The organism is Streptomyces sp. NPDC052225 (assembly GCF_040679615.1).
In the GTDB taxonomy this organism is placed as follows: domain Bacteria; phylum Actinomycetota; class Actinomycetes; order Streptomycetales; family Streptomycetaceae; genus Streptomyces.
This window is the reverse complement of sequence record NZ_JBFAVD010000011.1, coordinates 110070-130921: the sequence shown is the minus strand read 5'-3', so window position 1 is coordinate 130921 and position 20852 is coordinate 110070. Positions and strand designations below refer to the sequence as shown.

The 20852-nt window shown below is 71.2% G+C and carries 20 protein-coding genes and 2 tRNA genes; 17 read left to right on the top strand and 5 right to left on the bottom strand.

Features of this window, described 5'->3' with window-relative positions:
- The first annotated feature begins 99 nt into the window (after positions 1 to 99).
- The 4 genes from AB0L37_RS18460 to AB0L37_RS18445 all read left to right on the top strand — a co-directional run bounded on the left by AB0L37_RS18460 (position 100) and on the right by AB0L37_RS18445 (position 3754).
- A complete protein-coding gene (locus AB0L37_RS18460) occupies positions 100 to 576 on the top strand; it encodes a hypothetical protein (protein WP_365505982.1) in 477 nt (158 codons plus the stop codon).
- 77 nt (positions 577 to 653) lie between these two features.
- A complete protein-coding gene (locus AB0L37_RS18455) occupies positions 654 to 1943 on the top strand; it encodes a glutamate-5-semialdehyde dehydrogenase (RefSeq protein WP_365505979.1) in 1290 nt (429 codons plus the stop codon).
- Between the two features lie 68 nt (positions 1944 to 2011).
- Positions 2012 to 2587 (top strand): hypothetical protein, encoded by a 576-nt coding sequence (locus AB0L37_RS18450; protein ID WP_365505976.1) that lies wholly within the window; start codon positions 2012 to 2014, stop codon positions 2585 to 2587.
- 78 nt (positions 2588 to 2665) lie between these two features.
- Positions 2666 to 3754 carry a hypothetical protein gene (locus tag AB0L37_RS18445; RefSeq protein WP_365505974.1) on the top strand — a complete coding sequence of 363 codons (1089 nt, stop codon included), beginning with the start codon at positions 2666 to 2668 and terminating at the stop codon, positions 3752 to 3754.
- Positions 3755 to 3791: 37 nt separating this feature from the next.
- Here AB0L37_RS18445 and AB0L37_RS18440 read toward each other — a convergent pair whose 3' ends face one another.
- The gene (locus AB0L37_RS18440; RefSeq protein ID WP_365505971.1) at positions 3792 to 4904 is read right to left on the bottom strand and encodes a M48 family metallopeptidase; all 1113 of its coding nucleotides are present in this window, start codon (positions 4902 to 4904) and stop codon (positions 3792 to 3794) included.
- Positions 4905 to 5001: 97 nt separating this feature from the next.
- Here AB0L37_RS18440 and AB0L37_RS18435 point away from each other — a divergent pair, with 97 nt between their 5' ends.
- The 7 genes from AB0L37_RS18435 to AB0L37_RS18405 all read left to right on the top strand — a co-directional run bounded on the left by AB0L37_RS18435 (position 5002) and on the right by AB0L37_RS18405 (position 9287).
- A complete protein-coding gene (locus tag AB0L37_RS18435) occupies positions 5002 to 5163 on the top strand; it encodes a hypothetical protein (RefSeq protein WP_365505968.1) in 162 nt (53 codons plus the stop codon).
- 126 nt (positions 5164 to 5289) lie between these two features.
- Positions 5290 to 5454, top strand: a complete 165-nt coding sequence (locus AB0L37_RS18430; protein WP_338696402.1) for a hypothetical protein — start codon at positions 5290 to 5292, stop codon at positions 5452 to 5454.
- 45 nt (positions 5455 to 5499) lie between these two features.
- A complete protein-coding gene (gene nadD, locus AB0L37_RS18425; protein WP_338696401.1) occupies positions 5500 to 6162 on the top strand; it encodes a nicotinate-nucleotide adenylyltransferase in 663 nt (220 codons plus the stop codon).
- Between the two features lie 25 nt (positions 6163 to 6187).
- Positions 6188 to 7834: an LCP family protein gene (locus tag AB0L37_RS18420; RefSeq protein WP_365505964.1), complete on the top strand. Its 1647-nt coding sequence runs from the start codon at positions 6188 to 6190 to the stop codon at positions 7832 to 7834.
- A 131-nt stretch (positions 7835 to 7965) separates the two neighbouring features.
- Complete coding sequence (gene rsfS / locus AB0L37_RS18415; protein ID WP_365505961.1) at positions 7966 to 8424, top strand: ribosome silencing factor; 459 nt, start codon at positions 7966 to 7968, stop codon at positions 8422 to 8424.
- Positions 8421 to 9071, top strand: a complete 651-nt coding sequence (locus tag AB0L37_RS18410; protein ID WP_365505958.1) for a histidine phosphatase family protein — start codon at positions 8421 to 8423, stop codon at positions 9069 to 9071. Before rsfS ends, AB0L37_RS18410 begins: the two co-directional genes overlap by 4 nt.
- 143 nt (positions 9072 to 9214) lie before the next feature.
- Positions 9215 to 9287, top strand: a tRNA-Ala gene (locus AB0L37_RS18405).
- 40 nt (positions 9288 to 9327) lie between these two features.
- Here the strand turns inward: AB0L37_RS18405 and AB0L37_RS18400 are convergent.
- Positions 9328 to 10281, bottom strand: coding sequence for a helix-turn-helix transcriptional regulator (locus tag AB0L37_RS18400; RefSeq protein WP_365505955.1), 954 nt, complete (start codon positions 10279 to 10281; stop codon positions 9328 to 9330).
- Positions 10282 to 10403: 122 nt separating this feature from the next.
- Between AB0L37_RS18400 and AB0L37_RS18395 the strand changes: the two genes are divergently transcribed.
- The 3 genes from AB0L37_RS18395 (at position 10404) to AB0L37_RS18385 (ending at position 12418) form a co-directional block, all read left to right on the top strand.
- The gene (locus tag AB0L37_RS18395; protein WP_365505952.1) at positions 10404 to 11876 is read left to right on the top strand and encodes an MFS transporter; all 1473 of its coding nucleotides are present in this window, start codon (positions 10404 to 10406) and stop codon (positions 11874 to 11876) included.
- A gap of 88 nt (positions 11877 to 11964) precedes the next feature.
- Positions 11965 to 12174, top strand: coding sequence for a hypothetical protein (locus tag AB0L37_RS18390; RefSeq protein ID WP_365505950.1), 210 nt, complete (start codon positions 11965 to 11967; stop codon positions 12172 to 12174).
- Positions 12175 to 12184: 10 nt separating this feature from the next.
- Positions 12185 to 12418: a hypothetical protein gene (locus AB0L37_RS18385; protein WP_365505947.1), complete on the top strand. Its 234-nt coding sequence runs from the start codon at positions 12185 to 12187 to the stop codon at positions 12416 to 12418.
- Here the strand turns inward: AB0L37_RS18385 and AB0L37_RS18380 are convergent.
- The gene (locus AB0L37_RS18380) at positions 12387 to 13577 is read right to left on the bottom strand and encodes a glycosyltransferase 87 family protein (protein WP_365505944.1); all 1191 of its coding nucleotides are present in this window, start codon (positions 13575 to 13577) and stop codon (positions 12387 to 12389) included. The two genes, AB0L37_RS18385 and AB0L37_RS18380, sit on opposite strands and share 32 nt — an antisense overlap.
- A 147-nt stretch (positions 13578 to 13724) precedes the next feature.
- Here AB0L37_RS18380 and AB0L37_RS18375 point away from each other — a divergent pair.
- A tRNA-Ala gene (locus tag AB0L37_RS18375) sits at positions 13725 to 13797 on the top strand.
- A gap of 71 nt (positions 13798 to 13868) precedes the next feature.
- On the opposite strand, the gene AB0L37_RS18370 is transcribed toward AB0L37_RS18375, so the two are convergent.
- Together AB0L37_RS18370 and AB0L37_RS18365 are read right to left on the bottom strand one after the other, a co-directional pair.
- Positions 13869 to 15455 (bottom strand): NADH-ubiquinone oxidoreductase-F iron-sulfur binding region domain-containing protein, encoded by a 1587-nt coding sequence (locus tag AB0L37_RS18370; protein WP_365505942.1) that lies wholly within the window; start codon positions 15453 to 15455, stop codon positions 13869 to 13871.
- Positions 15452 to 16594: a cytochrome b/b6 domain-containing protein gene (locus AB0L37_RS18365; protein WP_365505939.1), complete on the bottom strand. Its 1143-nt coding sequence runs from the start codon at positions 16592 to 16594 to the stop codon at positions 15452 to 15454. The genes AB0L37_RS18370 and AB0L37_RS18365 overlap by 4 nt, the downstream gene beginning before the upstream one ends.
- 474 nt (positions 16595 to 17068) lie before the next feature.
- Here AB0L37_RS18365 and leuS point away from each other — a divergent pair, with 474 nt between their 5' ends.
- Complete coding sequence (leuS, locus tag AB0L37_RS18360; protein WP_365505936.1) at positions 17069 to 19957, top strand: leucine--tRNA ligase; 2889 nt, start codon at positions 17069 to 17071, stop codon at positions 19955 to 19957.
- A 155-nt stretch (positions 19958 to 20112) separates the two neighbouring features.
- Positions 20113 to 20799 carry a hypothetical protein gene (locus tag AB0L37_RS18355; protein ID WP_365505934.1) on the top strand — a complete coding sequence of 229 codons (687 nt, stop codon included), beginning with the start codon at positions 20113 to 20115 and terminating at the stop codon, positions 20797 to 20799.
- Positions 20800 to 20852: the final 53 nt, after the last annotated feature.

The window sequence follows — 20852 nt, the reverse complement described above, 5'->3', positions numbered from 1 at the left end:
CCAAAACCACCCCACGAAGCTCCGTGGCCTGGTCAACTCTTGTGGCAGGGAGTTCATTCAGGGGAAGTTCCGCACGACCATTGCGCAAAGGAGGCCGTCGTGAGACGAGCGCGCCCGGGGGCCGTGTCCAAAGGGTCCCGAGGGTCGGCGGGGCGGGCCCTGACCAGCGTGGCCGCGGGCGAGACGTACGAGCAGGGAGCCGCCGGCGAACCCACGGACACGGTGGCCGAAGAAGGCCCCCGGCTGTGGCACATCACGCTCAGCGTCTCCGGCGCCGAGGCACCCCTCGCGGAGGTCCGGCGCGGTCTCGAACAGCTCGCCCACGACCACCCCTTCCTGCTGACCAGCCGCTACGCGGTCGACCACGCGGAGATCCGCTACTGGGAAGAGGCCCGCGACCTCCACGACGCGGCGGCCGTCGCCCTGCGCCTGTGGGGCGAGCACCGCCAGACGTCGCAGCTGCCGCCGTGGGAGATCGTCGGCCTGGAGGTCATCGACCGCCAGACCTACCACCAGCGGATCGCGGAGGGCTACGGCCCGCTGCCCGCCACCCCGGTGGGCGTGCACCCGTTCTGAGCGGACCGTTTTGAGCCATGTCTCAGCACCCGAAACGCGTGCTGGACGCGTGCCGTGCCCCCGTTACGCTGCGGAGCATGACGTCGCCTTCGCTGAACCCGTACGACTCGCTGACCCCGGTCACCCAGGCCGCCTACCGCGCCCGCGCCGCCGCGAACGACCTCGCCCCGCTGCCGCGCGCGGAGAAGGACGACGCCCTCGCGGCGATCGCCGACGCCCTGGAAGTCCGTACGTCCGAGATCGTCGAGGCCAACGCCAAGGACATCGCCCGCGCCCGCGAGGCCGGCACCTCCGAGTCGATCATCGACCGGCTCACGCTCACCCCGGAGCGGGTCCGCGCCATCGCCTCCGACGTGCGCGGCGTCTCAGCCCTGCCCGACCCGGTCGGCACGGTCGTGCGCGGCAACACCCTCCCGAACGGCATCGACCTGCGCCAGGTCCGCGTCCCGCTCGGCGTCGTCGGCATCATCTACGAGGCCCGGCCGAACGTCACCGTGGACGCCGCCGCCCTCTGCCTCAAGTCGGGCAACGCCGTCCTGCTGCGCGGCAGCTCATCGGCGTACGAGTCGAACACCGCGCTCGTGCGCGTGCTGCGCGACGCCGTCGGCGGCAGCGGCCTGCCCGCCGACGCCATCCAACTCGTGCCCGGCGAGTCCCGCGACTCCGTCACCGAGCTGATGCGCGCCCGCGGCCTCGTCGACGTCCTGATCCCGCGCGGCGGCGCCTCGCTCATCAAGAACGTCGTCGAGAACTCGATCGTCCCCGTCATCGAGACCGGCACCGGCAACTGCCACGTGTACGTCGACGCGCACGCCGACATCGACATGGCCGTCGACATCCTGATCAACTCCAAGGCGCAGCGGCCCTCCGTCTGCAACGCCGCCGAGACGCTCCTCGTCCACCAGGACATCGCCGACGCCTTCGTGCCGCGCGCCCTCGACGCGCTCGCCGACGCCGGTGTCACGGTCCACGCGGACCCGCGGATCCTCGCGTACGCCCCCGCCAGCAAGGCGACCGTCGTCGAGGCCCAGCACGACGACTGGGAGACCGAGTACCTCTCGTACGACATCGCGGCCGCCGTCGTCGACGACCTCGACAAGGCCGTCGAGCACATCCGCCTGTGGTCCTCGGGCCACACCGAGGCCATTGTCACCACCTCGCAGCAGGCCGCCCGCCGCTTCACCCAGCTCGTCGACTCCACGACGGTCGCGGTCAACGCCTCGACGCGGTTCACCGACGGCGGCCAGTTCGGCTTCGGCGCCGAGATCGGCATCTCCACGCAGAAGCTGCACGCCCGCGGCCCCATGGGTCTGCCGGAGCTGACCAGCACCAAGTACATCGTCACGGGCGACGGCCACATCCGTTAAGCGCACTCTTGTGAGGTGAATTCCCTTACCGTCTGCCCAAATTGACCCCTCCGGTCTACTCTGGACGGGTGCCGGAGGACGTGGGGGGCAGGCCGTTTCCGGACGGCTGGGAGCCCGACGACGACCACGACCGCGGGGGCTGGGACGAAGAGTTCGCCTCCGTGGTCTTCGACGAGGACTTCGTGAAGGCCGCCGAGGTCCATGAGCCGACCGCGGTCGAGCGGCTGCTCGCCGCGGCCCAGGCGCGCGCAGAGGCCCAGGAGTCCGAGGCCCGCAGGGCGCGCATACGCCGCGGACCCGACGACGACTTCTACGAGGACGGGTTCCTCGCCGACGGCGCGGACGAGTTCGACCGGGGCCTCGACGAGCTGTACGAGGAAGAGCTCGCCCGGGAGGGCCGGCCCGGCCCGTATTCCGGGATGGTCCGCTGGCGCAGGCCCGTCGCCTGGGCGCTCGCCCTGCTGATGGGGGTCGGCATGGTCGCCCTCGCCTTCACCGCCGTCTACCGGGGTGCCGCGTCGGGCCGCCAGGACCGGGTGCCGCCACCGGCGACGACCGAGCTGGAGAAGAGCCTGCCGGGCCCGCCCTCCGCCTCCGCCGACTACTCGCAGCCCGCGGTTTCGGCGGTCCCGCGCACGCCCTGAGCAGGCGCGTGGGAGCCTGTCCGAACTTGTCGTGTACCAGGGCGTTTACCTGAGGTCCCGGAGACCTACCCTGAAGGTATGGGCGGGCCAGGAGACCCACCGGAGGGGACACCGGAAGGCACCCCCGGCGGTGGCAGCGGAAGCGAGGACGAATACCGATCCGTCGTGTTCGACGAGTCGTTCGTCAAGGCTGCCCGCCTCCAGGAGTTCTCCGCACAGGAGCGCATCACCGACCACGCGCCCGCCGTGCGCCGCACCCCGGCGCTGCGCCGCGGCCTGACCCGGCAGGCCGTCATCCTCGTCGTCCTGATCATGATCGCCTTCGGCACCGCGATCTACATGGGCGTCCGCAGCCCGTACCGCACGGCCCCGGTCGCCCGGCACACCGACCCGCTGCGCATGACCGTCATACCGCTCGCCCCGGCCGGCAAGGTGCCGGGCTCCGCCTCCGTCGCCGAGCTGTACGCGCACAGCCCCGCGGCCAACTTCCACGTCGCCGCCGGCGGCATAGAGCTGCCGACGTCGACCCGGCGCACCGCGCACTTCTCCGACAGCCAGGTCGTCACCGCGCTGACCACCGCGAAGGACTACCTCGTCGACTCCTCGCTCGACCCGGACGTGCTCACCGGAGGGTCCGTGCGCCCGGTGCGTACGCTCGTCGACCCGCAGCAGCTCGGCCAGTTCGACCAGAGCATCGACAAGCCCGCCGCCGACGGACGGCACGCGGCTACCGGCTGGCTGATCCGCTTCGACCCGGCGCAGGCCGAGCTCGCCGACCCGCACATCCGCGTCCAGGGCGCCCTGCACGTGGCGGAGACCGACGCGGACACCCTCGAGGTCACCTCGGACCACACGTTCGTGTACGCGCTGCGGCCCGCGGGCTCCGTCGCCGGGGCGAAGGCCTCCCTGTTCACGGTCCGGCGCGAGCTGCACTTCCGCTTCGACCGCGACGACCTGCGCAACCACCAGGCCGAACTGCTCGTGTCCTACGTCCAGGCCGGGCCGCTCGCCTGCGCCGCCGACTCGGCCGAGCACCTGCATCCGCTGCTCGCGGGGCAGACGGCGAAGAAGGACGGCCCGGCGGGCACCGACCCGTACGCGACGGGCAGTGCGACCGCGTCCGCGCTGTGCGGCGCGCTCGCACCCAGTGCCCAGCCGTCCGTGTGACTCCCTTACGTCTCAAGGGAGTTGCTTCCGGAGGGGCCTACTCGTCGTCAGGGGTGCCGTGGTTGCCGTCGTTGCCCCCGCCGTTGCTGCTGCCCCCGTTGGTCCCGCCGTTGGTCCCGCCGAAGTTCCCGAAGCCGCGCCGTACCCGGCCGCCGATGTCGCCGGCGCCGCCCGCGATATCGCTGACCAGCTTCATCAGCGGGTCCTTCGAGTTCTTCACGTGCTCCGAGTAGTGCGCGGCCGACTCGCGGAAGGAGTCGGTCACCGAGGTCTCCTTGTCCTCCGTGCGGCGCGGGTAGTGCCCGTCCATCAGCCGCTGGTAGTCGCGGGTCTCGGCCCACTTCTTCAGCTCGGCGGCGCGCACCGTGGTGAAGGGGTGCGAGCGCGGCATCACGTTCAGGATCTTCAGGACCGAGTCGCGCAGATCGCCCCCGGCCTCGTACTCCTCGGCCTGCTTGAGGAACGCGTCGACGTTCATCTCGTGCAGGTGGTTGCCGCCCGCGATCTTCATCAGGCCGCGCATGGAGGCCCGCAGGTCCTGGCCGACGAGCAACCCGGCGCGGTCCGCGGAGAGTTCGGACTTGCGGAACCACTCGCGCAGCGCCGTCACGATCGCCATGATCGCGAGGTTGCCGAGCGGGATCCACGCGACGCGGAGCGCGAGGCTGGTGAGGAAGAGCAGTATCGTCCGGTAGACCGAGTGGCCCGACAGCGCGTGGCCGACCTCGTGACCGACGACCGCCCGCATCTCCTCCTCGTCGAGCAGCTCCACGAGACCGGTCGTCACGACGATGATCGGCTCGTCGAGACCGATGCACATCGCGTTCGGCTGCGGGTCCTGGTTGACGTACATCGGCGGGACCTTCTCCAGGTCCAGGATGTAACAGGCGTCCCGCAGCATCGCGTTGAGGTGCGCGAACTGCTCGTCGGAGACGCGCACCGAGTCCGACAGGAACAGCAGGCGCAGGCTGCGCTCCGGCAGCAGACCGCTCAGCGCCTTGAAGACCGTGTCGAAGCCGGTGAGCTTGCGCAGTGCCACGAGGGCGGAGCGGTCCGCGGGGTGCTCGTACGCCCGCGATGAGATCCCGGGGAAGCGCCTGCGCTGCCTACTGGGTACGTTCTCGTGCTCTTCGTTCGGTACGTCGGGCATGCGGCCCCCCATGGTGTGTGTGGTTGTGCCCCCGAGACGGACTCCACACTAGGCGGAGATACCGTGACGGGGCAGCACACAGAAGGAGCGAACCCCCATGGATCATGCCGATCACCTCGATCACGTCATCAGCGCCGCAGCGGAGCAAGGGGCCGGCAATCTGCTGCGCATCGTGCTGATCGTGGGTGTCCTCGGCGCGGTCTTCCTCGCCTGGTTCCTGCTGCGCGGCTACAAGAACGACGACCGCGGCGACGACTGACGCGGGTACGGACGCGGCTCCTGATGAGGCCGTACGGCAGAGTCGGCGTGAGCGGCGCGAGTGCCCCCGCTTACGATGGGTCAGAAGTCTTTATCCCGATCCCACACCGGATAGGTCCTGCTGAAGATGAGCCTCCACAGCACCGCTGCCCAGCTGGCCACTCTCGCCTCCGAGGGCGGCGAGCACGGCGGCAACCACGAGAGCATCAGCCCCCTCATGACGGGTGGCGCCGCGTTCGTCATCCTGCTTCTGCTGCTGTGGATCACGACGCGCTTCAACCGCGACCGCTGAGCCGGGGCACCGAGCATTCGGACCGGGCCAGTAGGCTCTGCACGCATGGGAGCGCAGGACATGCCTACCGGCCCGGTCAACAGCCCGGCCGGCGGCCCGGATCGTGAGTGGGCCTCACCGACCAAGCGACGCCTCGGCGTCATGGGCGGAACGTTCGACCCGATCCACCACGGACACCTGGTGGCGGCCAGCGAGGTCGCCGCGCAGTTCCACCTCGACGAGGTCGTGTTCGTGCCGACCGGGCAGCCCTGGCAGAAGAGCGACAAGAAGGTCTCGCCGGCCGAGGACCGCTATCTGATGACGGTCATCGCGACCGCCGAGAACCCGCAGTTCTCGGTGAGCCGCATCGACCTCGACCGCGGCGGGCCGACGTACACCACGGACACGCTGCGCGATCTGCGCGCGCTCAATCCGGACACGGACCTGTTCTTCATCACGGGTGCCGACGCTCTCGGCCAGATCCTCACCTGGCGGTACACCGAAGAGCTCTTCTCCCTGGCACACTTCATCGGCGTGACCCGTCCGGGCCACACACTCGCCGACCCAGGACTCCCCGAGGGCGGCGTCTCGTTCGTCGAGGTCCCCGCCCTCGCGATCTCGTCCACGGACTGCCGTGACAGAGTCGCCAAGGGCGACCCCATCTGGTACATGGTGCCGGACGGTGTGGTGCGCTACATCGACAAGCGCCAGCTGTACCGAGGCGAATGACCCTGCACCGCCGAGAGGGGCATCGGTGAACGACCGATACGACGGTTACGACCAGCAGCAGTACGAGCTGGTCGGCTATGACGAGTTCGGGCAGCCGGTCTACCGGCAGGTCCAGCAGGCGCCGTCGTACGAGCGGTCCGGAGAGTACTCGGCGTACGGATACGGCTACGACCCGTACACGACCGGCCAGCAGCAGCCGGTGCAGCAGGCGCCCGCGCCCTCACCGTCGTACGACACCTACGGTGGCGCGCAGCACGGCGGTTACGACCCGTACGGCGCGGCCGCCGGAACCGGCGAGCAGCAGCGGGTCGCCGCCCAGCAGGCCCCGCCGCAGGTACCGCAGCAGCAGGCCACCGCCTACATCCCGCAGCAGGCGCCCTCGCCCCAGGAGGCGGAGCCGGCGCAGGACCGGGACTACCGCACCGAGCAGTTCCAGTTCGTCGAGGAACCGGACGAGAACTCCGAAGACGTCATCGACTGGCTGAAGTTCACCGAGTCGCGCAGCGAGCGGCGCGAGGAGGCCAAGCGGCGCGGCCGCAACCGCGTCGTCGCGCTCGTCGTCGTCCTCGCCCTGTGCGTGGTCGGCGGCATCGGCTACCTCTGGTCCGCGGGCAAGCTGCCCTTCCTGTCGGACGACGCCAAGAAGACCGGCGGCGCGGTCGCGGCCGGACCGCAGAACCGTGACGTCATCGTCGTCCACCTGCACAACACCAAGGGCGGCGCCACCTCCACGGCGCTCCTGGTGAACAACACCACCACCCAGCAGGGCACCACGGTCCTGCTGCCCAACTCCCTTGCCGTGTCGGGCGACGACGGCACCACCTCCACGCTCGGCAAGTCCGTCGACGACGACGGCTCCTCGGGCACCAGCGATGCCATCGACGCGCTCCTCGGCACCGACGTCCAGGGCACCTGGCGCCTGGACACCCCGTACCTGAACAACCTCGTCGAACTCGTCGGCAACATCGACATCGACACCGACGCGAACGTGCCCGACCCGGACAAGAAGGGCGCCACCCTCGTCCACAAGGGCGAGCAGCAGACCCTCAGCGGCCCGATGGCCGTCGCCTACGCCACCTACCGGGCCAAGGGCGAGGCCGAGACCGCGCAGCTCATGCGGTTCGGGCAGGTCATGCAGGGCGTGCTGCGCAAGCTGTCGTCCGACCCGCAGGCCGCGACCACCACCGTGCAGACGCTCGCCCAGATCCTCGACCCGTCGCTGACCGAGAAGGACCTCGGCGCCTTCCTCGCCAAGCTCGCCGACCACGCCAAGGAGGGCGACTACAAGACCGCCCTGCTCCCGGTCCGGAGCGACGGCACGCTCTCCGACGCCGCCGCGAACTCCGTCGTCAAGGACGTCCTCGGCGGAACCGTGAAGGCCCCGGCCGACGGCGACTCGCTGCGCGTCGGCATCAGGAACGCCACCGGCGCCAAGGCCCGCGCCGAGGACGCCCGCGTCAGCCTCGTCAACGGCGGCTACACCTTCGTCTCGGCCGGCACCGCAGGCGCAGTGCCGACGTCCCAGGTCACGTACGCCGACGCCGCCCGCAAGCAGGACGCCGTCGAGGTCGCCAAGACGCTGGGCCTGCCGACAACGGCGGTGAAGAAGGGCAAGGCGGCCGCGAACGCGGACGTCTCCGTGGTCCTCGGCCAGGACTACACCGGCAAGTGATCCCGGCCCCGGCGCCCCCGAATCGGGGGCGCCGGGAAGGCCGTGAGGCAGTACGGCGGTCCGTGAGACCCTTGAGGTACCCCCGTCAGGCATCGCCCGGGGGATCCTGACCCCCGACGGAAAGCCTTGTAGTGACCGCCACTGACCGTTCCCTGGAGCTCATCACCACTGCCGCACAGGCGGCAGCCGACAAGCTCGCGCACGACATCATCGCCTACGACGTCAGCGACGTGCTGTCCATCACGGACGCCTTCCTGCTCGCGTCCGCGCCCAACGACCGCCAGGTCAAGTCGATCGTCGACGAGATCGAGGAGCGCCTGAACAAGGAGCTCGGCGCCAAGCCCGTCCGCCGCGAGGGCGACCGCGACGCCCGCTGGATCCTGCTCGACTACGTCGACATCGTCGTCCACGTCCAGCACAGCGAGGAGCGCGTCTTCTACGCCCTCGAGCGCCTGTGGAAGGACTGCCCCGAGCTGGACCTGCCCGCCGACGCCAAGGCCACCCGTGGCAAGGGCGCCGAGCACGCGCAGCGCGAGCAGGCCGCCGAGGATGCGGAGGAGATCCGCGAATTCGGCGGTGAGGTCCTTTGACCAGCGGTTCACACCGCGGCCGCCGGATCGTCCTGTGGCGCCACGGCCAGACGTCCTGGAACCTGGAGCGCCGCTTCCAGGGCACCACGGACATCGAGCTGACCGAGACCGGCGTCGCGCAGGCCAAGCGCGCCGCCCGGCTCCTCGCCTCCCTGAAGCCGGACGCCGTCGTGGCCTCCGACCTCAAGCGGGCCGCTGCGACCGCCGCCGAGCTGACCTCCCTGACCGGCCTGGAAGCCGCCTACGAGCAGGGTCTGCGCGAGACGTACGCCGGTGAGTGGCAGGGCCTCACGCACGAGGAGATCATCGCCCGGTACGGCGAGCAGTACGCCGCGTGGAAGCGCGGCGAGAGCGTGCGCCGGGGCGGCGGCGAGCTGGAGACCGAGGTCGCCGACCGCGCCGCGCCCGTCGTGCTGCGGCACGCGGACAAGCTCCCGGACAACGGCCTGCTCGTCGTGGTCAGCCACGGCGGCACCATCCGCACCACCATCGGTCGCCTCCTGGGTCTCGAGTCCCACCACTGGGAGGGGCTCGGCGGTCTGTCGAACTGCTGCTGGTCCGTCCTCGGCGAGGGCGCGCGCGGCTGGCGGCTGCTCGAGCACAACGCCGGCACACTGCCGGAGCCGGTCCTCGGCGACGACGACTGAGACCTCGGTCGTCCCTGGTCGAGGCGGTTGTGGCCGGTCCCTGCGGGCAGCAGGGACCGGATTTCACTTTCCGGCAGGTCGCAGGCTAAAGTTCTTCTTGTTCGGCCCGCCGGGGGAAAGACCGGGGGAGCGGACGAAAGCAAGGGGCTATAGCTCAGTTGGTAGAGCGCCTGCATGGCATGCAGGAGGTCAGGAGTTCAATTCTCCTTAGCTCCACAGAAAGTTCCGATTCGAAGGAACCGAAGATCCCGTCCCGTCAGGGGCGGGATTTTTCGTTGTCCGCACGCACCGCCGCCAGGAGCTCGTGGGTCTCCTCGTCGACCGGCGAGTACACGACGATCCGGCACTCCGGCATTCCGTTGATCGACAGCGAGGCCGACGTCATCCGCAGCTCGCCCTCGACCGCCCGGTGCCGGAAGACCTTCACGCGCGGCCCCGGCGGGACGACGTCGCCGCTCTCCCAGAGCTCGGCGAAGTACGGGCTGGCCTTGGCCAGCTCGCGTATGAAGTCCTCCCAGGCCGGCTCGCCCACATGCCGCCCGTATCCCGACCGCAGGGTCGCCACCATCACCGGCAGTTCCGCCTCCCGCAGGACCAGGGGGCAGGTGGCCTCGGGGGCGAGGAACAGCGTCCGCAGTGCGTTCGGCAGCCGGGGCAGGGTCTCGGGGGAGAGGATGAACAGCGCGCGGTAGGCGGCATTGGTCGTCAGGAGGTCGAACCGGGCGTTGTAGACCACCGCGGGCAGCGGGTCGAGCGCGTCGATGATGCCCTGGATGTCGGGGCCGACGACCTCCGAGGTGGCCTCCCGCGCCGGCTCGTACGCCACCTCCGCCAGGTGGTAGAGATGCTCCCGCTCCGGCCGGTCGAGCCGCAGCGTGCGCGCCACCGCGTCCAGGACCTGCGGTGACGCGTTGATCGGGCGGCCCTGCTCCAGCCACGTGTACCAGGTGACGCCGACGCCGGAGAGCTGCGCGACCTCCTCGCGGCGCAGGCCAGGGGTGCGCCTGCGGGGGCCCGCGGGCATGCCGACGTCGGCCGGAGTGACGCGGGCGCGGCGGCTCTTGAGGAAGGCGGCCAGCTCGGGCCGCGTCCTGCGGCGGTCGCGGCCGCGGGGTGGTGTGCGGTCCGGGCGGGGTGGTGTGCGGTCCGTCGTCGCGTGTGCCGTCGTGGCCGCGTGCGTCGTCGCGGCCGTGTGATCCGTCGTGGTCATCGTCGTCACATCCCCCATCGTGTGCGCCCGTGCCAGGCCCCGGAAGGCGCCTACCGGGTGGTGCCAGTACCAGCATCAGCGGGCTCTCGTTACCCGTATCCGATCGCCGTCAGGCTCGACGCATGACGACAACCCTCCCGGAAAGTCCGCAGTCCCCAACTCCCGGATCCAGTAAAGCCCCTGGCACTGACAACGGCCCCTCAACCGGTCGCGGGCTGCTGCTCGCGGTGGTCCTCGCCGTCCAGTTCATGGCGGTGCTCGACGTCTTCATCGTGAACGTCGCCGCGCCCACGATCCGTATCGAACTCGACGCGTCCGGCGCCGCGTTGCAGCTGGTCGTCGCCGGGTACACCATCACGTACGCGGTCCTGCTGATCACCGGCGCGCGGCTCGGCGGCCGGTTCGGGCACCGGCGGCTCATGCTCGGCGGGCTCGCCGTGTTCACCGCGGCGTCGCTGGCCTGCGGACTGGCGCAGAGCGGCGGCGAGTTGATCGCATTCCGCATGGTGCAGGGCGTCGGCTCCGCGCTGATGATCCCGCAGGTGCTCAGCCTCATCCAGCGCCACTTCGCGGGCCAGGCCCGGGTGCGGGCGCTCGGCGCGTACTCCGCGGTGCTCGCGGTGGGCGCCGCGGCCGGGCAGGTCCTCGGCGGGGTGCTGGTCGCGGCCGACCTCTTCGGCACCGGCTGGCGCCTGGTGTTCCTGGTGAACGTGCCCGTCGGCCTCGTTCTGCTCGCGCTCGGGCGGCGGGAGTTGCCCCGCGCCGAGGCCCGTGGACAGGGGCGCGGCCGGCCGCTCGACCTGCCGGGGCTCGTCCTGCTCGGCGGCGCCGTCTCGCTGTGCGCGGTCCCGCTGGTGCTCGGACAGGAGGAGGACTGGCCGCTGTGGTCCTGGCTCTGCCTCGCCGCGTCCGCCGTGCTGTTCGCCCTGTTCCGCGGTTACGAGGCCGCGCTCGCCCGGCGCGGCGGCGCCCCGCTGATCGCGCCGCGGGTGCTCGCGCTGCCCGGCATCGGCCTCGCCGTCTTCCGGGTGCTCGCCGTGATGGCGGTCAACGCCGGGTACCTCTTCACGCTGACCCTGCACGTCCAGACCGGGCTCGGCTACAGCGCGCTGCGCGCGGGGCTCACCTTCGCGCCGATCGCCGTGGTGTTCGGCGTCGTGGGGCTGACCTGGCGGCGCTGGCCCGAGGGATGCCAACGGGCCATGATCCCGGGCGGGTTCGCCCTCGCGGCGGCCGGCAGCCTCGGCACCGGGCTCGCGCTGCGCGACGGGGCAGGGGCCGGATTCTGGCTCTATGTCTCGTTCGCGGCGGTCGGTGCCGGTCTCGCGCTCGGCTTCAGCCCGACGCTCACCCGGGCCCTGGCCGCGGTACGGCCCGAGGACGCGGCCGACGCCAGCGGGCTGCTCGCCACCGTGACCCAGCTCGGCCAGCTCGTCGGCGTGGCCGCCTTCGGGACACTTTTCCTCAATCGCGTTGAGGCATCGGGGCCTTTGGGGGCGTACTCATCGTCGGACGCGCTCCTGGTGTGCGCTTACGCGCTGGCGGGGGCGGCGGTCCTGGGTGCCGTGTCCGGACTGGTACGCAGGCGTCGCTGACCGTATTGCTCCGGCCGTGGCAGAATCGGACGGCCGGAAGGGGGCTGCGTCCGACCGACGAAGACGGCCCGACGGGAGGGAGTACGCGATGCCCTTGAGCATCAACGAGGAGGCCGACCGCCGCCTCGGCGTGGCAGTGATATCCACCGAGCCCCCGACCCCTTCCGACACCGTCCCGGGAGACGCCCCGCATCTCCTCAACTGTCCGTCCTGCGGCTCCTCCCATGTCGCCCAGATGCTGGGTGACAACGGCGGGATCTCGTACGTGTGCACGGCCTGCGGCCACAGCTGGAGCTGAGCGGATCGACATGGGTGCACACAGGAGAAAGTGCGACTGGTGCGACAGCGGTACGCCCATCGTGCGCGACATGGAGCCGGTGAATCCGGAGTACCAGTACTGGTGCGAGGAGTGCGCGCGGGCGCTGATCATAAAGGGCGACCCGATCGAGACGTATCGGGAACTGGAGGGCGAGCCGATCTACGGCCGCCTCCTGGACGAGCACTGCACCCTCAAGCGGTTCTACTCGTTCGCCACAGCCTGACCCCGCAGAGCGCCAGGAAGGCGCAGCCCGCCCCTACGTAGAGCGCCGACAGCGCCAACTGCCCACCGTCCTGGTGCAGTTCCGGCCTGCCGTGACCGTGCGGAACCCACCACAGGGCGTACGAGCAGAAGATCAGCGCCATGAAGGCGGCCGCGCGGTGCCGCCCCGACTCCCAGACGAACAGGGTCAGCGGCACGCACCAGACCCAGTGGTGCGACCAGGAGACCGGGCTGACCAGGAGGGCCGTCGCCGCGCACGCCAGGACGGCCTGGGCCTGCCGCCCGCGCAGCGCCGCCGCGACCGCCACGGCGAGGCCGAGCGCCCCCGTCACGGCGGCGGCAGCGGCCCACCACAGGCCCGGGTCGCCGGTGTGCAGGAGCCGGGCCAGGGCGCCGCGCAGCGACTGGTTGGCGGTGTCCTCGGCGTGGCCGACCCGGCCCGCCTCGAAGACCATCCGGGTCCAGAAGCGGACGGAGTCGTGCGGCAGGACGAGCGCCGTCAGCGCGGTGGTGCCGAGGAACGCGTACGCCGCCGCGCGCGCGGGACGCAGCCACGGCCGCCAGGCACCGCCCCGCACCGCCTGCGTGATCCCCGTACAGAGCAGGAACAGGGCGAAGAGCGCGGGGGTCAGCTTGATCGCCGCGGCGACGCCGATGCCGACACCTGCCCAGCGGTGTCCGGGGCGCCGGGTCAGATCCCACAGGACCAGCACGGCGAGGAGCAGGTTGATCTGCCCGTAGCGCAGCGTCGTCCACACCGGTTCGCACCACACCGCGCCGGCCGCCACCCACAAACCGTGCTCCACGCGCGCGTGGCGGCCCACGAGCCGCAAGGAGAGATGCGTGAACCCGACGAGGAGGGCGAGGTTCGCGACGGTCGCGGCGGCCTTCATGGTCGCGACGTCCAGGAGCGTCAGCGGTGTGAACAGCAGGGCGGCGAACGGCGGGTACGTGGTCGGCAGGCGGGCGTGCGTCGTACGCAGCGCATACAGGTCGCCTCCTTCCCGTACGGTCGCTCCCTCCGCCCGGTAGACCAGTAAGTCGATCATCGAGACGTCGGCGGCGCGCTGCGCGACCCAGAAGGCCGTGAACGAGAGCAGGCAGGCGCCCAGGGCGAGCGGCACACGGCGGTGGGTGCGGGGCAGGACGAGCACGGTCACGTGAGGCGACAGTAGTGGTCGTATCCGACACCTTTGCCTACAGACCGGGGCAGACGGGAAACGATTTGGTGATGCACCGGGGGGACCGTGTAATGTTGGCGTCGCCGCCGGGGAAACCGACAGGGAGACCGGGCGGAACCCAAGCAAGGGGCTATAGCTCAGTTGGTAGAGCGCCTGCATGGCATGCAGGAGGTCAGGAGTTCAATTCTCCTTAGCTCCACAGGAATTGAGAGCGGGCCATCCGAATCGGATGGCCCGCTTTCGTGTGTGTGGGCCTTTTGGGACGGCCGGCTACCTGCCTACTTGTCGGCGGGCACGGCCGCGGCCCGGAGGCAGTGCGGGCGGCAGGGCGAGCCGGGATGCGGCGGCCGCCGGGTCCTCCTCGATGCGCAGGGCCAGTGCCGGGCAGCGACGGACGGCACGCACCGCGTTCGCCTCCGAGTAGCGGGGCACCGCCGCCTCGGCGACCGTCGGGAAGCCGTCCGGGCCGATCTGGAGCAGTTCCGGCGCGATGTCCGCACACAGGCCGTGGCCCTGGCACAGCGTCCAGTCGACGGCGAGACGCTTGCCGCTCGGCGCCGCACTCGCCGGGGCTTGATTGTGCAGCGGCAGCACACCGCGCACCGGCCGTCCGCACCCGGCTCCCAGGACGTGCGCGGCCAGGTCGTCGGTGAACGCCGCGATCGTCGACTCGATGAACGCCGCCGAACCGTCGGGGTGCTTGCACGCGCCGCGGCGCTTCACCGCGCGGGTGACCTCGCGCAGCGCCTCCAGGGCCGTGGGGCCGCCGCCGTTCAGGACGTCCTCCAGGCCGCGCGCCGCCGCCGGAAGACCGAGGTAGCAGGGGCCGCACTGGCCCGCGCTCTCCGACGCGAGCCATTGCGCCACCTTCAGCGACTCGCCGAGCGGGCAGGTGTCCGGACCGATCGGCAGGATCGCGCCCGCGCCCAGGGCGCCGCCGCACGCCTCCAGAGAGGCCCGGGAGACGATCGCGTCCTGCGCGCCGACCCCGTCCAGCCACTTGCCGTGATAGCCGCCCGTGAGGACGCCCTGGGGCAGCGGGGGAGCGCCGGCGAGCTGGAGGACGTAGCGCAGCGGTACGCCGGAGGGGACTTCCAGGACCATCGGGCGTGCGACCGCCCCGGAGAGCGTCAGAAGGATCGTGCCGGGCTCGTCGTGCAGGCCCGTGCGGCAGTAGCGCTCGGGGCCCGTGCGGGCGGCGACGGCGAGCTGCGCGAACGTCTCGGCGTTCGACAGCAGCGTCGGGGCGCCGCCGACCCCGGAGTCGGAGGCGCGCACCTTGCGGCCGGGCGGCATCGGCGGGCCGCCGTCCGCGGAGCGGATCAGCGCCGATGACTCGCCCGTCACCATGCGTACGGGATTGCGCTGCACGCGCGCGCGGAGCGGAGCGCTGCGGCGGTTCGTCAGACCGCGCTCGGCGAGCGCCGCCCGCATGGATGCCTCGGTGGAGTCGCGGGTCACGCCCACGATCAGGGTGCGGGCGCCGAGCGCCTCGGCGACCAGGAGGGCGCCGTCCAGGATCAGGTGCGGGGCCCGGTTGATCAGGACGGTGTCCTTGCGGCAGGCGGGTTCGTCCTCGCTGCCGTTGACGACGACCACGGGGCGCACGCCGCGCCGGATCGCCGACTCGGCGACGGCGCGCAGCTTCTTGGCGAACGGGAAGCCCGCACCGCCCCGCCCGCGCAGCGACACCGCCTGCGCCAGGCGCGCGAGCGGCTCGCCCGCCAGGGGTTCCAGCGGGCCGTGGACCTTCAGGTGCATGTCGAGGTCGAGGCGCTCCATGAGGTCGAACCCCGACGTGAGCTGGGGAAGGCCGACGACGCGGACTTCGGGGACGTCGGGCAGCGCCGTGTTCACTGCGTGCCTCCGTAGGGCGTGGTCCAGGGCTCGCCGGGCGTGGGGGCCTGGAAGGGGTCGGGGAGCGGTTCGGTCCGGGGGCTGCCGTCGTCGTAGGCGCCTTCATAAGTGCCCTGGTAGGCGCTTGGGTAGGTGCCGCTGTTCGCGGTGTCCCCGTAGGAGGGTGGATACGTGGGCACGCCTCCATAAGGGGTGTCGTACGCCGGGTCGTACGCCGAGCGGGGCGCCTCGGCGGGAGGCGGCGGGGACGGGGCCGGCCAGCGCTGGGTGGGCGCCGGTTCCCCGGGTTCCGTGTAGACGGTCTGGGCCGGTACCACGTGGTCCACGTCTACGTAGGGCATCGATTGCGTGGCGGCCTCCGCGCGGGGCGCGGCGGAGACGGCGCGGTAGGCGGCCGCGAAGCCCACTCCGGCCGGGGCGGATGCGGGCCGGGCCGGGGCGTCGGCGGCCGACAAGGGAGGCGCGGTGGCGGGCAGCGGCTGCTCGGCCACGTCACGGGGCGCGCGCGGACCGCGGTCGAGGAACTCCAGGATGCGCGCCGCCACCTTGCGCTTGACCGACAGCGGAGCCGAGCGCAGGCCCACCGCACCGGTGACGGCGAGCAGGCACAGGCAGTACAGGACGATCACGTACGTCTTCGGGGCGCGGCCCGCATACAAGCCGTGCACGAGGGCCATGCACCAGGCCGGGTAGGCGAGCATGTGGGTCGCGCGCCAGCGGGCGGCGAGGCGGGCCGGGGAGGCCATCGAACTGCGCAGCGCGCCGGTGACGCCGGTGGCCACCATCAGGAGGCCCGCGAGCACGCCCAGGCCGATCAGGCCGCTGCTGCCGGCGACGCCCGTCCCGAAGGGGATCAGCGCCCCGATGAGCGTCACATGGGCGAGCGCCAGCTTCACGCTGACGTGCAGCAGCAGGAAGCCGATCGAGGCGACCGCGGTGGCCCGGTGCACGGCCTGGGCGAGCAGCCGCTGCCGGGAGGTCAGGAAGAGGCGGTCGGACGCGACCAGGCCCCACACCACGGACGCGGTGAGGGAGACCAGCGAGAGCACGCCCGTGGTGAAGTCGAGGGCCGCCCGGAAGGCGTCGCTCCCTGTGACCACGACCACGGGTACGAGGGCGAGGGCCGCCGCGCTCAACACCCCCGTTGTCCTGCGGCGGCTGCTTCTAGTAGTGCCTGAACTCCTCTGTGTACGTGGGGAGTTCAGATGGTTCAGCGTTCGAGGGTTCATGGGGGCGACTCCGAATGGTTCGGCACAGTGGACCCACAGCCCGCACTCTAGGTCGATGAATACCAGCCAGTACGAGGTTTGAGTTATCTCGCCGTTATCTAGACGACGCCCGGTCTTTGTGTTGCCCCGATAGCGGGCGGTACGCGGAGTAACCCTTGGCCCTCGGTGGGGCGGGAAGAAGCCCGTCGCGGCCCGCGCGAGGCCTGCGGTACCCTGACGCCATGCGTGCCGTACGCCTTCTGCTTAGCGAGCCGCGCTGATCAGTCCCGACCCGCCCCCGGGCGTGAGGTCGGCATCGGCGCGGCGTCCCCTCCTGTGCGAGGGGCTTTTTCATTTCCTAGGCACGGGCCGCCGGCAGAGACGATCGATGGAGCTTTGAGGATCATGAGCGAGACGAATACCGCCGCCCCTTCCGAGGCGGCGGTCGCGCCGCACCGCTACACGGCGGCCATGGCCGCCGACATCGAGGCACGCTGGCAGGACTTCTGGGACGAGAACGGCACCTATGAGGCGCCGAACCCGACGGGTGACCTGGCCGGTGACCCGGAGGTCGCCGCCCGGCCCAAGAAGTTCATCATGGACATGTTCCCGTACCCCTCGGGTGCGGGGCTGCACGTCGGTCACCCGCTGGGCTACATCGCCACGGACGTCTTCGCGCGCTTCCAGCGCATGACCGGGCACAACGTGCTGCACACCCTGGGCTTCGACGCGTTCGGCCTGCCGGCCGAGCAGTACGCCGTGCAGACGGGCACCCACCCGCGCACGTCGACCGAGGCCAACATGGAGAACATGAAGGCGCAGCTGCGCGCCCTGGGTCTGGGGCACGACAAGCGCCGGTCGTTCGCCACGATCGACCCGGAGTACTACAAGTGGACGCAGTGGATCTTCCTGCAGATCTTCAACTCCTGGTACGACGAGGACCTGAAGAAGGCCCGCCCGATCGCCGAGCTGGTCAAGCAGTTCGAGACCGGTGAGCGCGCTGTGCCCGGCGGCGGTGACTGGGCCGGTCTGAGCGAGGCCGAGCGCGCCGACATCCTGGGCGAGTACCGCCTGGCGTACGCCTCCGACGCGCCCGTGAACTGGGCGCCGGGCCTGGGCACCGTCCTGGCCAACGAGGAGGTCACCGCCGACGGCCGCTCCGAGCGCGGCAACTTCCCCGTCTTCAAGGCGAAGCTGCGCCAGTGGAACATGCGCATCACCGCCTACGCGGACCGCCTGCTGGACGACCTGGACGGCCTGGACTGGCCCGAGGCCATCAAGCTGCAGCAGCGCAACTGGATCGGCCGCTCCGAGGGCGCCCGGATCGACTTCGCCGTCGGCGACGAGGCCATCACCGTCTTCTCGACCCGCCAGGACACGCTGTTCGGCGCCACCTACATGGTGCTGGCGCCCGAGCACGACCTGGTCGAGAAGATCACCCCGGCCGCGTGGCCCGAGGGCACGCACGACGTGTGGACGGGCGGGCACGCCACCCCCGCCGAGGCCGTCGCCGCGTACCGCAAGCAGGCCGCATCCAAGTCGGACGTCGAGCGCCAGGCCGAGGCCAAGGACAAGACCGGCGTCTTCACCGGCGCGTACGCCATCAATCCCGTCAGCGGCGAAAAGGTTCCCGTCTTCATCGCCGACTACGTGCTGATGGGCTACGGCACCGGCGCGATCATGGCCGTACCGGCGCACGACGCCCGCGACTTCGCCTTCGCGCGCGCCTTCGAGCTGCCGATGCGCTGTGTCGTCGAGCCGTCGGACGACCGCGGCACCGACCCCTCGACGTGGGACGACGCGTTCGTCGCGTACGAGGCGAAGCTGGTGAACTCCAGCGGCGACGACATCTCCGTGGACGGTCTGGGCGTCGCCGACGCCAAGGCGCGGATGACCGAGTGGCTGGAGCGCAAGGGCATCGGCCACGGCACGGTCAACTTCCGGCTGCGCGACTGGCTGTTCAGCCGCCAGCGCTACTGGGGCGAGCCCTTCCCGATCGTCTACGACGAGGACGGCATCGCCCACGCGCTGCCCGAGTCGATGCTGCCGCTGGAGCTGCCGGAGGTCGACGACTACACCCCGCGGACCTTCGACCCGGAGGACGCCGACACCGAGCCCGAGACGCCGCTGTCGCGCAACGAGGACTGGGTGAACGTCACCCTGGACCTGGGTGACGGCCCCAAGAGGTACCGCCGCGAGACCAACACCATGCCCAACTGGGCGGGCTCCTGCTGGTACGAGCTGCGCTACCTGGACCCGCACAACAGCGAGAAGCTGGTCGACCCGGAGGTCGAGCAGTACTGGATGGGCCCCCGCGAGGGCATGCCCACCGGCGGTGTCGACCTGTATGTGGGCGGCGCCGAGCACGCGGTGCTGCACCTGCTGTACGCGCGCTTCTGGTCGAAGGTGCTGTTCGACCTGGGCCACGTCTCGTCGGCCGAGCCGTTCCACAAGCTGTTCAACCAGGGCATGATCCAGGCGTACGTCTACAGGGACGCGCGCGGTATCGCCGTACCGGCCGCCGAGGTGGAGGAGCGCGACGGCGCTTACTACTACGAGGGCGAGAAGGTCTCCCGGCTGCTGGGCAAGATGGGCAAGTCCCTGAAGAACGCCGTCACGCCGGACGAGATCTGCGCGGAGTACGGCGCGGACACGCTGCGTCTGTACGAGATGGCGATGGGCCCCCTGGACGTGTCGCGTCCGTGGGACACGCGCGCGGTGGTCGGCCAGTTCCGCCTGCTCCAGCGCCTGTGGCGCAACATCGTCGACGAGGAGACCGGCGAGGTCACCGTCGTGGACGTCGCCGAGGCGGACATCGACGCGGCCACCCTGCGCGCTCTGCACAAGGCGATCGACGCGGTGCGCGGCGACCTGGCGGGCATGCGGTTCAACACCGCCATCGCCAAGGTCACCGAGCTGAACAACCACCTGGTCAAGTCGTACGCGGGCGGCTCCCTGCCGCGCTCGGTCGCCGAGCGTCTGGTGCTGCTGGTCGCGCCGCTGGCCCCGCACGTCGCCGAGGAGCTGTGGCGCAAGCTGGGCCACGCCGACTCGGTCGTCCACCAGGACTTCCCGGTCGCCGACCCCGCCTACGTCGTCGATGAGGCCGTCACCTGCGTCGTGCAGATCAAGGGCAAGGTCAAGGCGCGCCTGGAGGTCTCCCCGTCGATCTCGGACGCGGAGCTGGAGAAGGCCGCCCTGGCCGACGAGAAGGTCGTCGCGGCGCTGGACGGCGCCGGCATCCGCAAGGTCATCGTGCGGGCGCCGAAGCTGGTGAACATCGTGCCTGCGTAAGGCACTCGGGGTTCTTCCCTACGGGCAGGTTGGGGGTTCCGCTGGAACCCCCGGCCTGCCTGTTCCGTTTACGGTGGAGACGGTGGAGCCGGTGGAGCCGGTGGGACGGGGAAGACCGGCGGCCGACCGGTCGGCGGACGATGTGGAGGAGCGCCATGGAAGTCGTGCTTGTGATCGTGGCGCTGCTCTTCGTCGCGTTCTTGGTGCTCGGGGCGTACGCGACGGTGAAGGCGGTCGGCGCCGCCAAGCGCGGTGTGGACCGCACGGTCGCGCAGGCCCGGCGCACGGTGGAGGACACCACCTTGCGGGCCAAGACGTTCCAGCCGGGGGCGGCGAGCGAGCTGGCCCAGCTGCGGCTGAGGCTGCGCACCTCCATGCGGGCCACTCAGGACGCACTGCACGCGCGCGTGGCCGAGGACGCCTCGCTCCAGGAGTCCGTCGGCCTCTTCGAGCGCCTCAGCGCGCACGGGCACGAGGTGGACGCCGAGCTCAAGCGGCTGGAGAGCGAGCCCGACAAGGCCCACGTGGCACGGCTGCTGCCGGAGCTGCGGGCGCGTACGGAGCAGATCACGAACTCGGCCGACGCCCTGCGCCACGCCGCGCGGGACCGGGCCACCCGGTTCGCCGGCGACGACCTGGACTCGCTGAGCACGCAGATCGACCTGGAGGCCGGAGCGCTGCGGCACTGGACGACGGAGCCGACCGAGCCGCCGCGGGCCGCGCGGCAGGCGTCGCGCGACGCGGGACCCGCGCAGGAGCCGAGCAAGCCCGCGATCACCCCGCCGGGTGTGCGGCCGGTGTATCCGTGGCAGAAGAAACCCCGTCCCGAGAGCACGACTTGACCCTGGCCGGCCGGCACGGCCGACGGGCCGCCCAGAGGGGCCGGGCTGCCGTC

What these genes read in the sequence shown, in the direction of transcription:
- nadD (WP_338696401.1), top strand. Translation starts at nt 5,500, where the DNA reads ATGGGAGCGCAGGACATGCCTACCGGCCCGGTCAACAGCCCGGCCGGC.
- AB0L37_RS18385 (WP_365505947.1), top strand. Translation starts at nt 12,185, where the DNA reads ATGGGTGCACACAGGAGAAAGTGCGACTGGTGCGACAGCGGTACGCCC.
- leuS (WP_365505936.1), top strand. Translation starts at nt 17,069, where the DNA reads ATGAGCGAGACGAATACCGCCGCCCCTTCCGAGGCGGCGGTCGCGCCG.
- AB0L37_RS18430 (WP_338696402.1), top strand. Translation starts at nt 5,290, where the DNA reads ATGAGCCTCCACAGCACCGCTGCCCAGCTGGCCACTCTCGCCTCCGAG.
- AB0L37_RS18435 (WP_365505968.1), top strand. Translation starts at nt 5,002, where the DNA reads ATGGATCATGCCGATCACCTCGATCACGTCATCAGCGCCGCAGCGGAG.
- AB0L37_RS18445 (WP_365505974.1), top strand. Translation starts at nt 2,666, where the DNA reads ATGGGCGGGCCAGGAGACCCACCGGAGGGGACACCGGAAGGCACCCCC.
- AB0L37_RS18390 (WP_365505950.1), top strand. Translation starts at nt 11,965, where the DNA reads ATGCCCTTGAGCATCAACGAGGAGGCCGACCGCCGCCTCGGCGTGGCA.
- AB0L37_RS18395 (WP_365505952.1), top strand. Translation starts at nt 10,404, where the DNA reads ATGACGACAACCCTCCCGGAAAGTCCGCAGTCCCCAACTCCCGGATCC.
- AB0L37_RS18400 (WP_365505955.1), bottom strand. Translation starts at nt 10,281, where the DNA reads ATGACCACGACGGATCACACGGCCGCGACGACGCACGCGGCCACGACG.
- AB0L37_RS18355 (WP_365505934.1), top strand. Translation starts at nt 20,113, where the DNA reads ATGGAAGTCGTGCTTGTGATCGTGGCGCTGCTCTTCGTCGCGTTCTTG.
- AB0L37_RS18440 (WP_365505971.1), bottom strand. Translation starts at nt 4,904, where the DNA reads ATGCCCGACGTACCGAACGAAGAGCACGAGAACGTACCCAGTAGGCAG.
- AB0L37_RS18455 (WP_365505979.1), top strand. Translation starts at nt 654, where the DNA reads ATGACGTCGCCTTCGCTGAACCCGTACGACTCGCTGACCCCGGTCACC.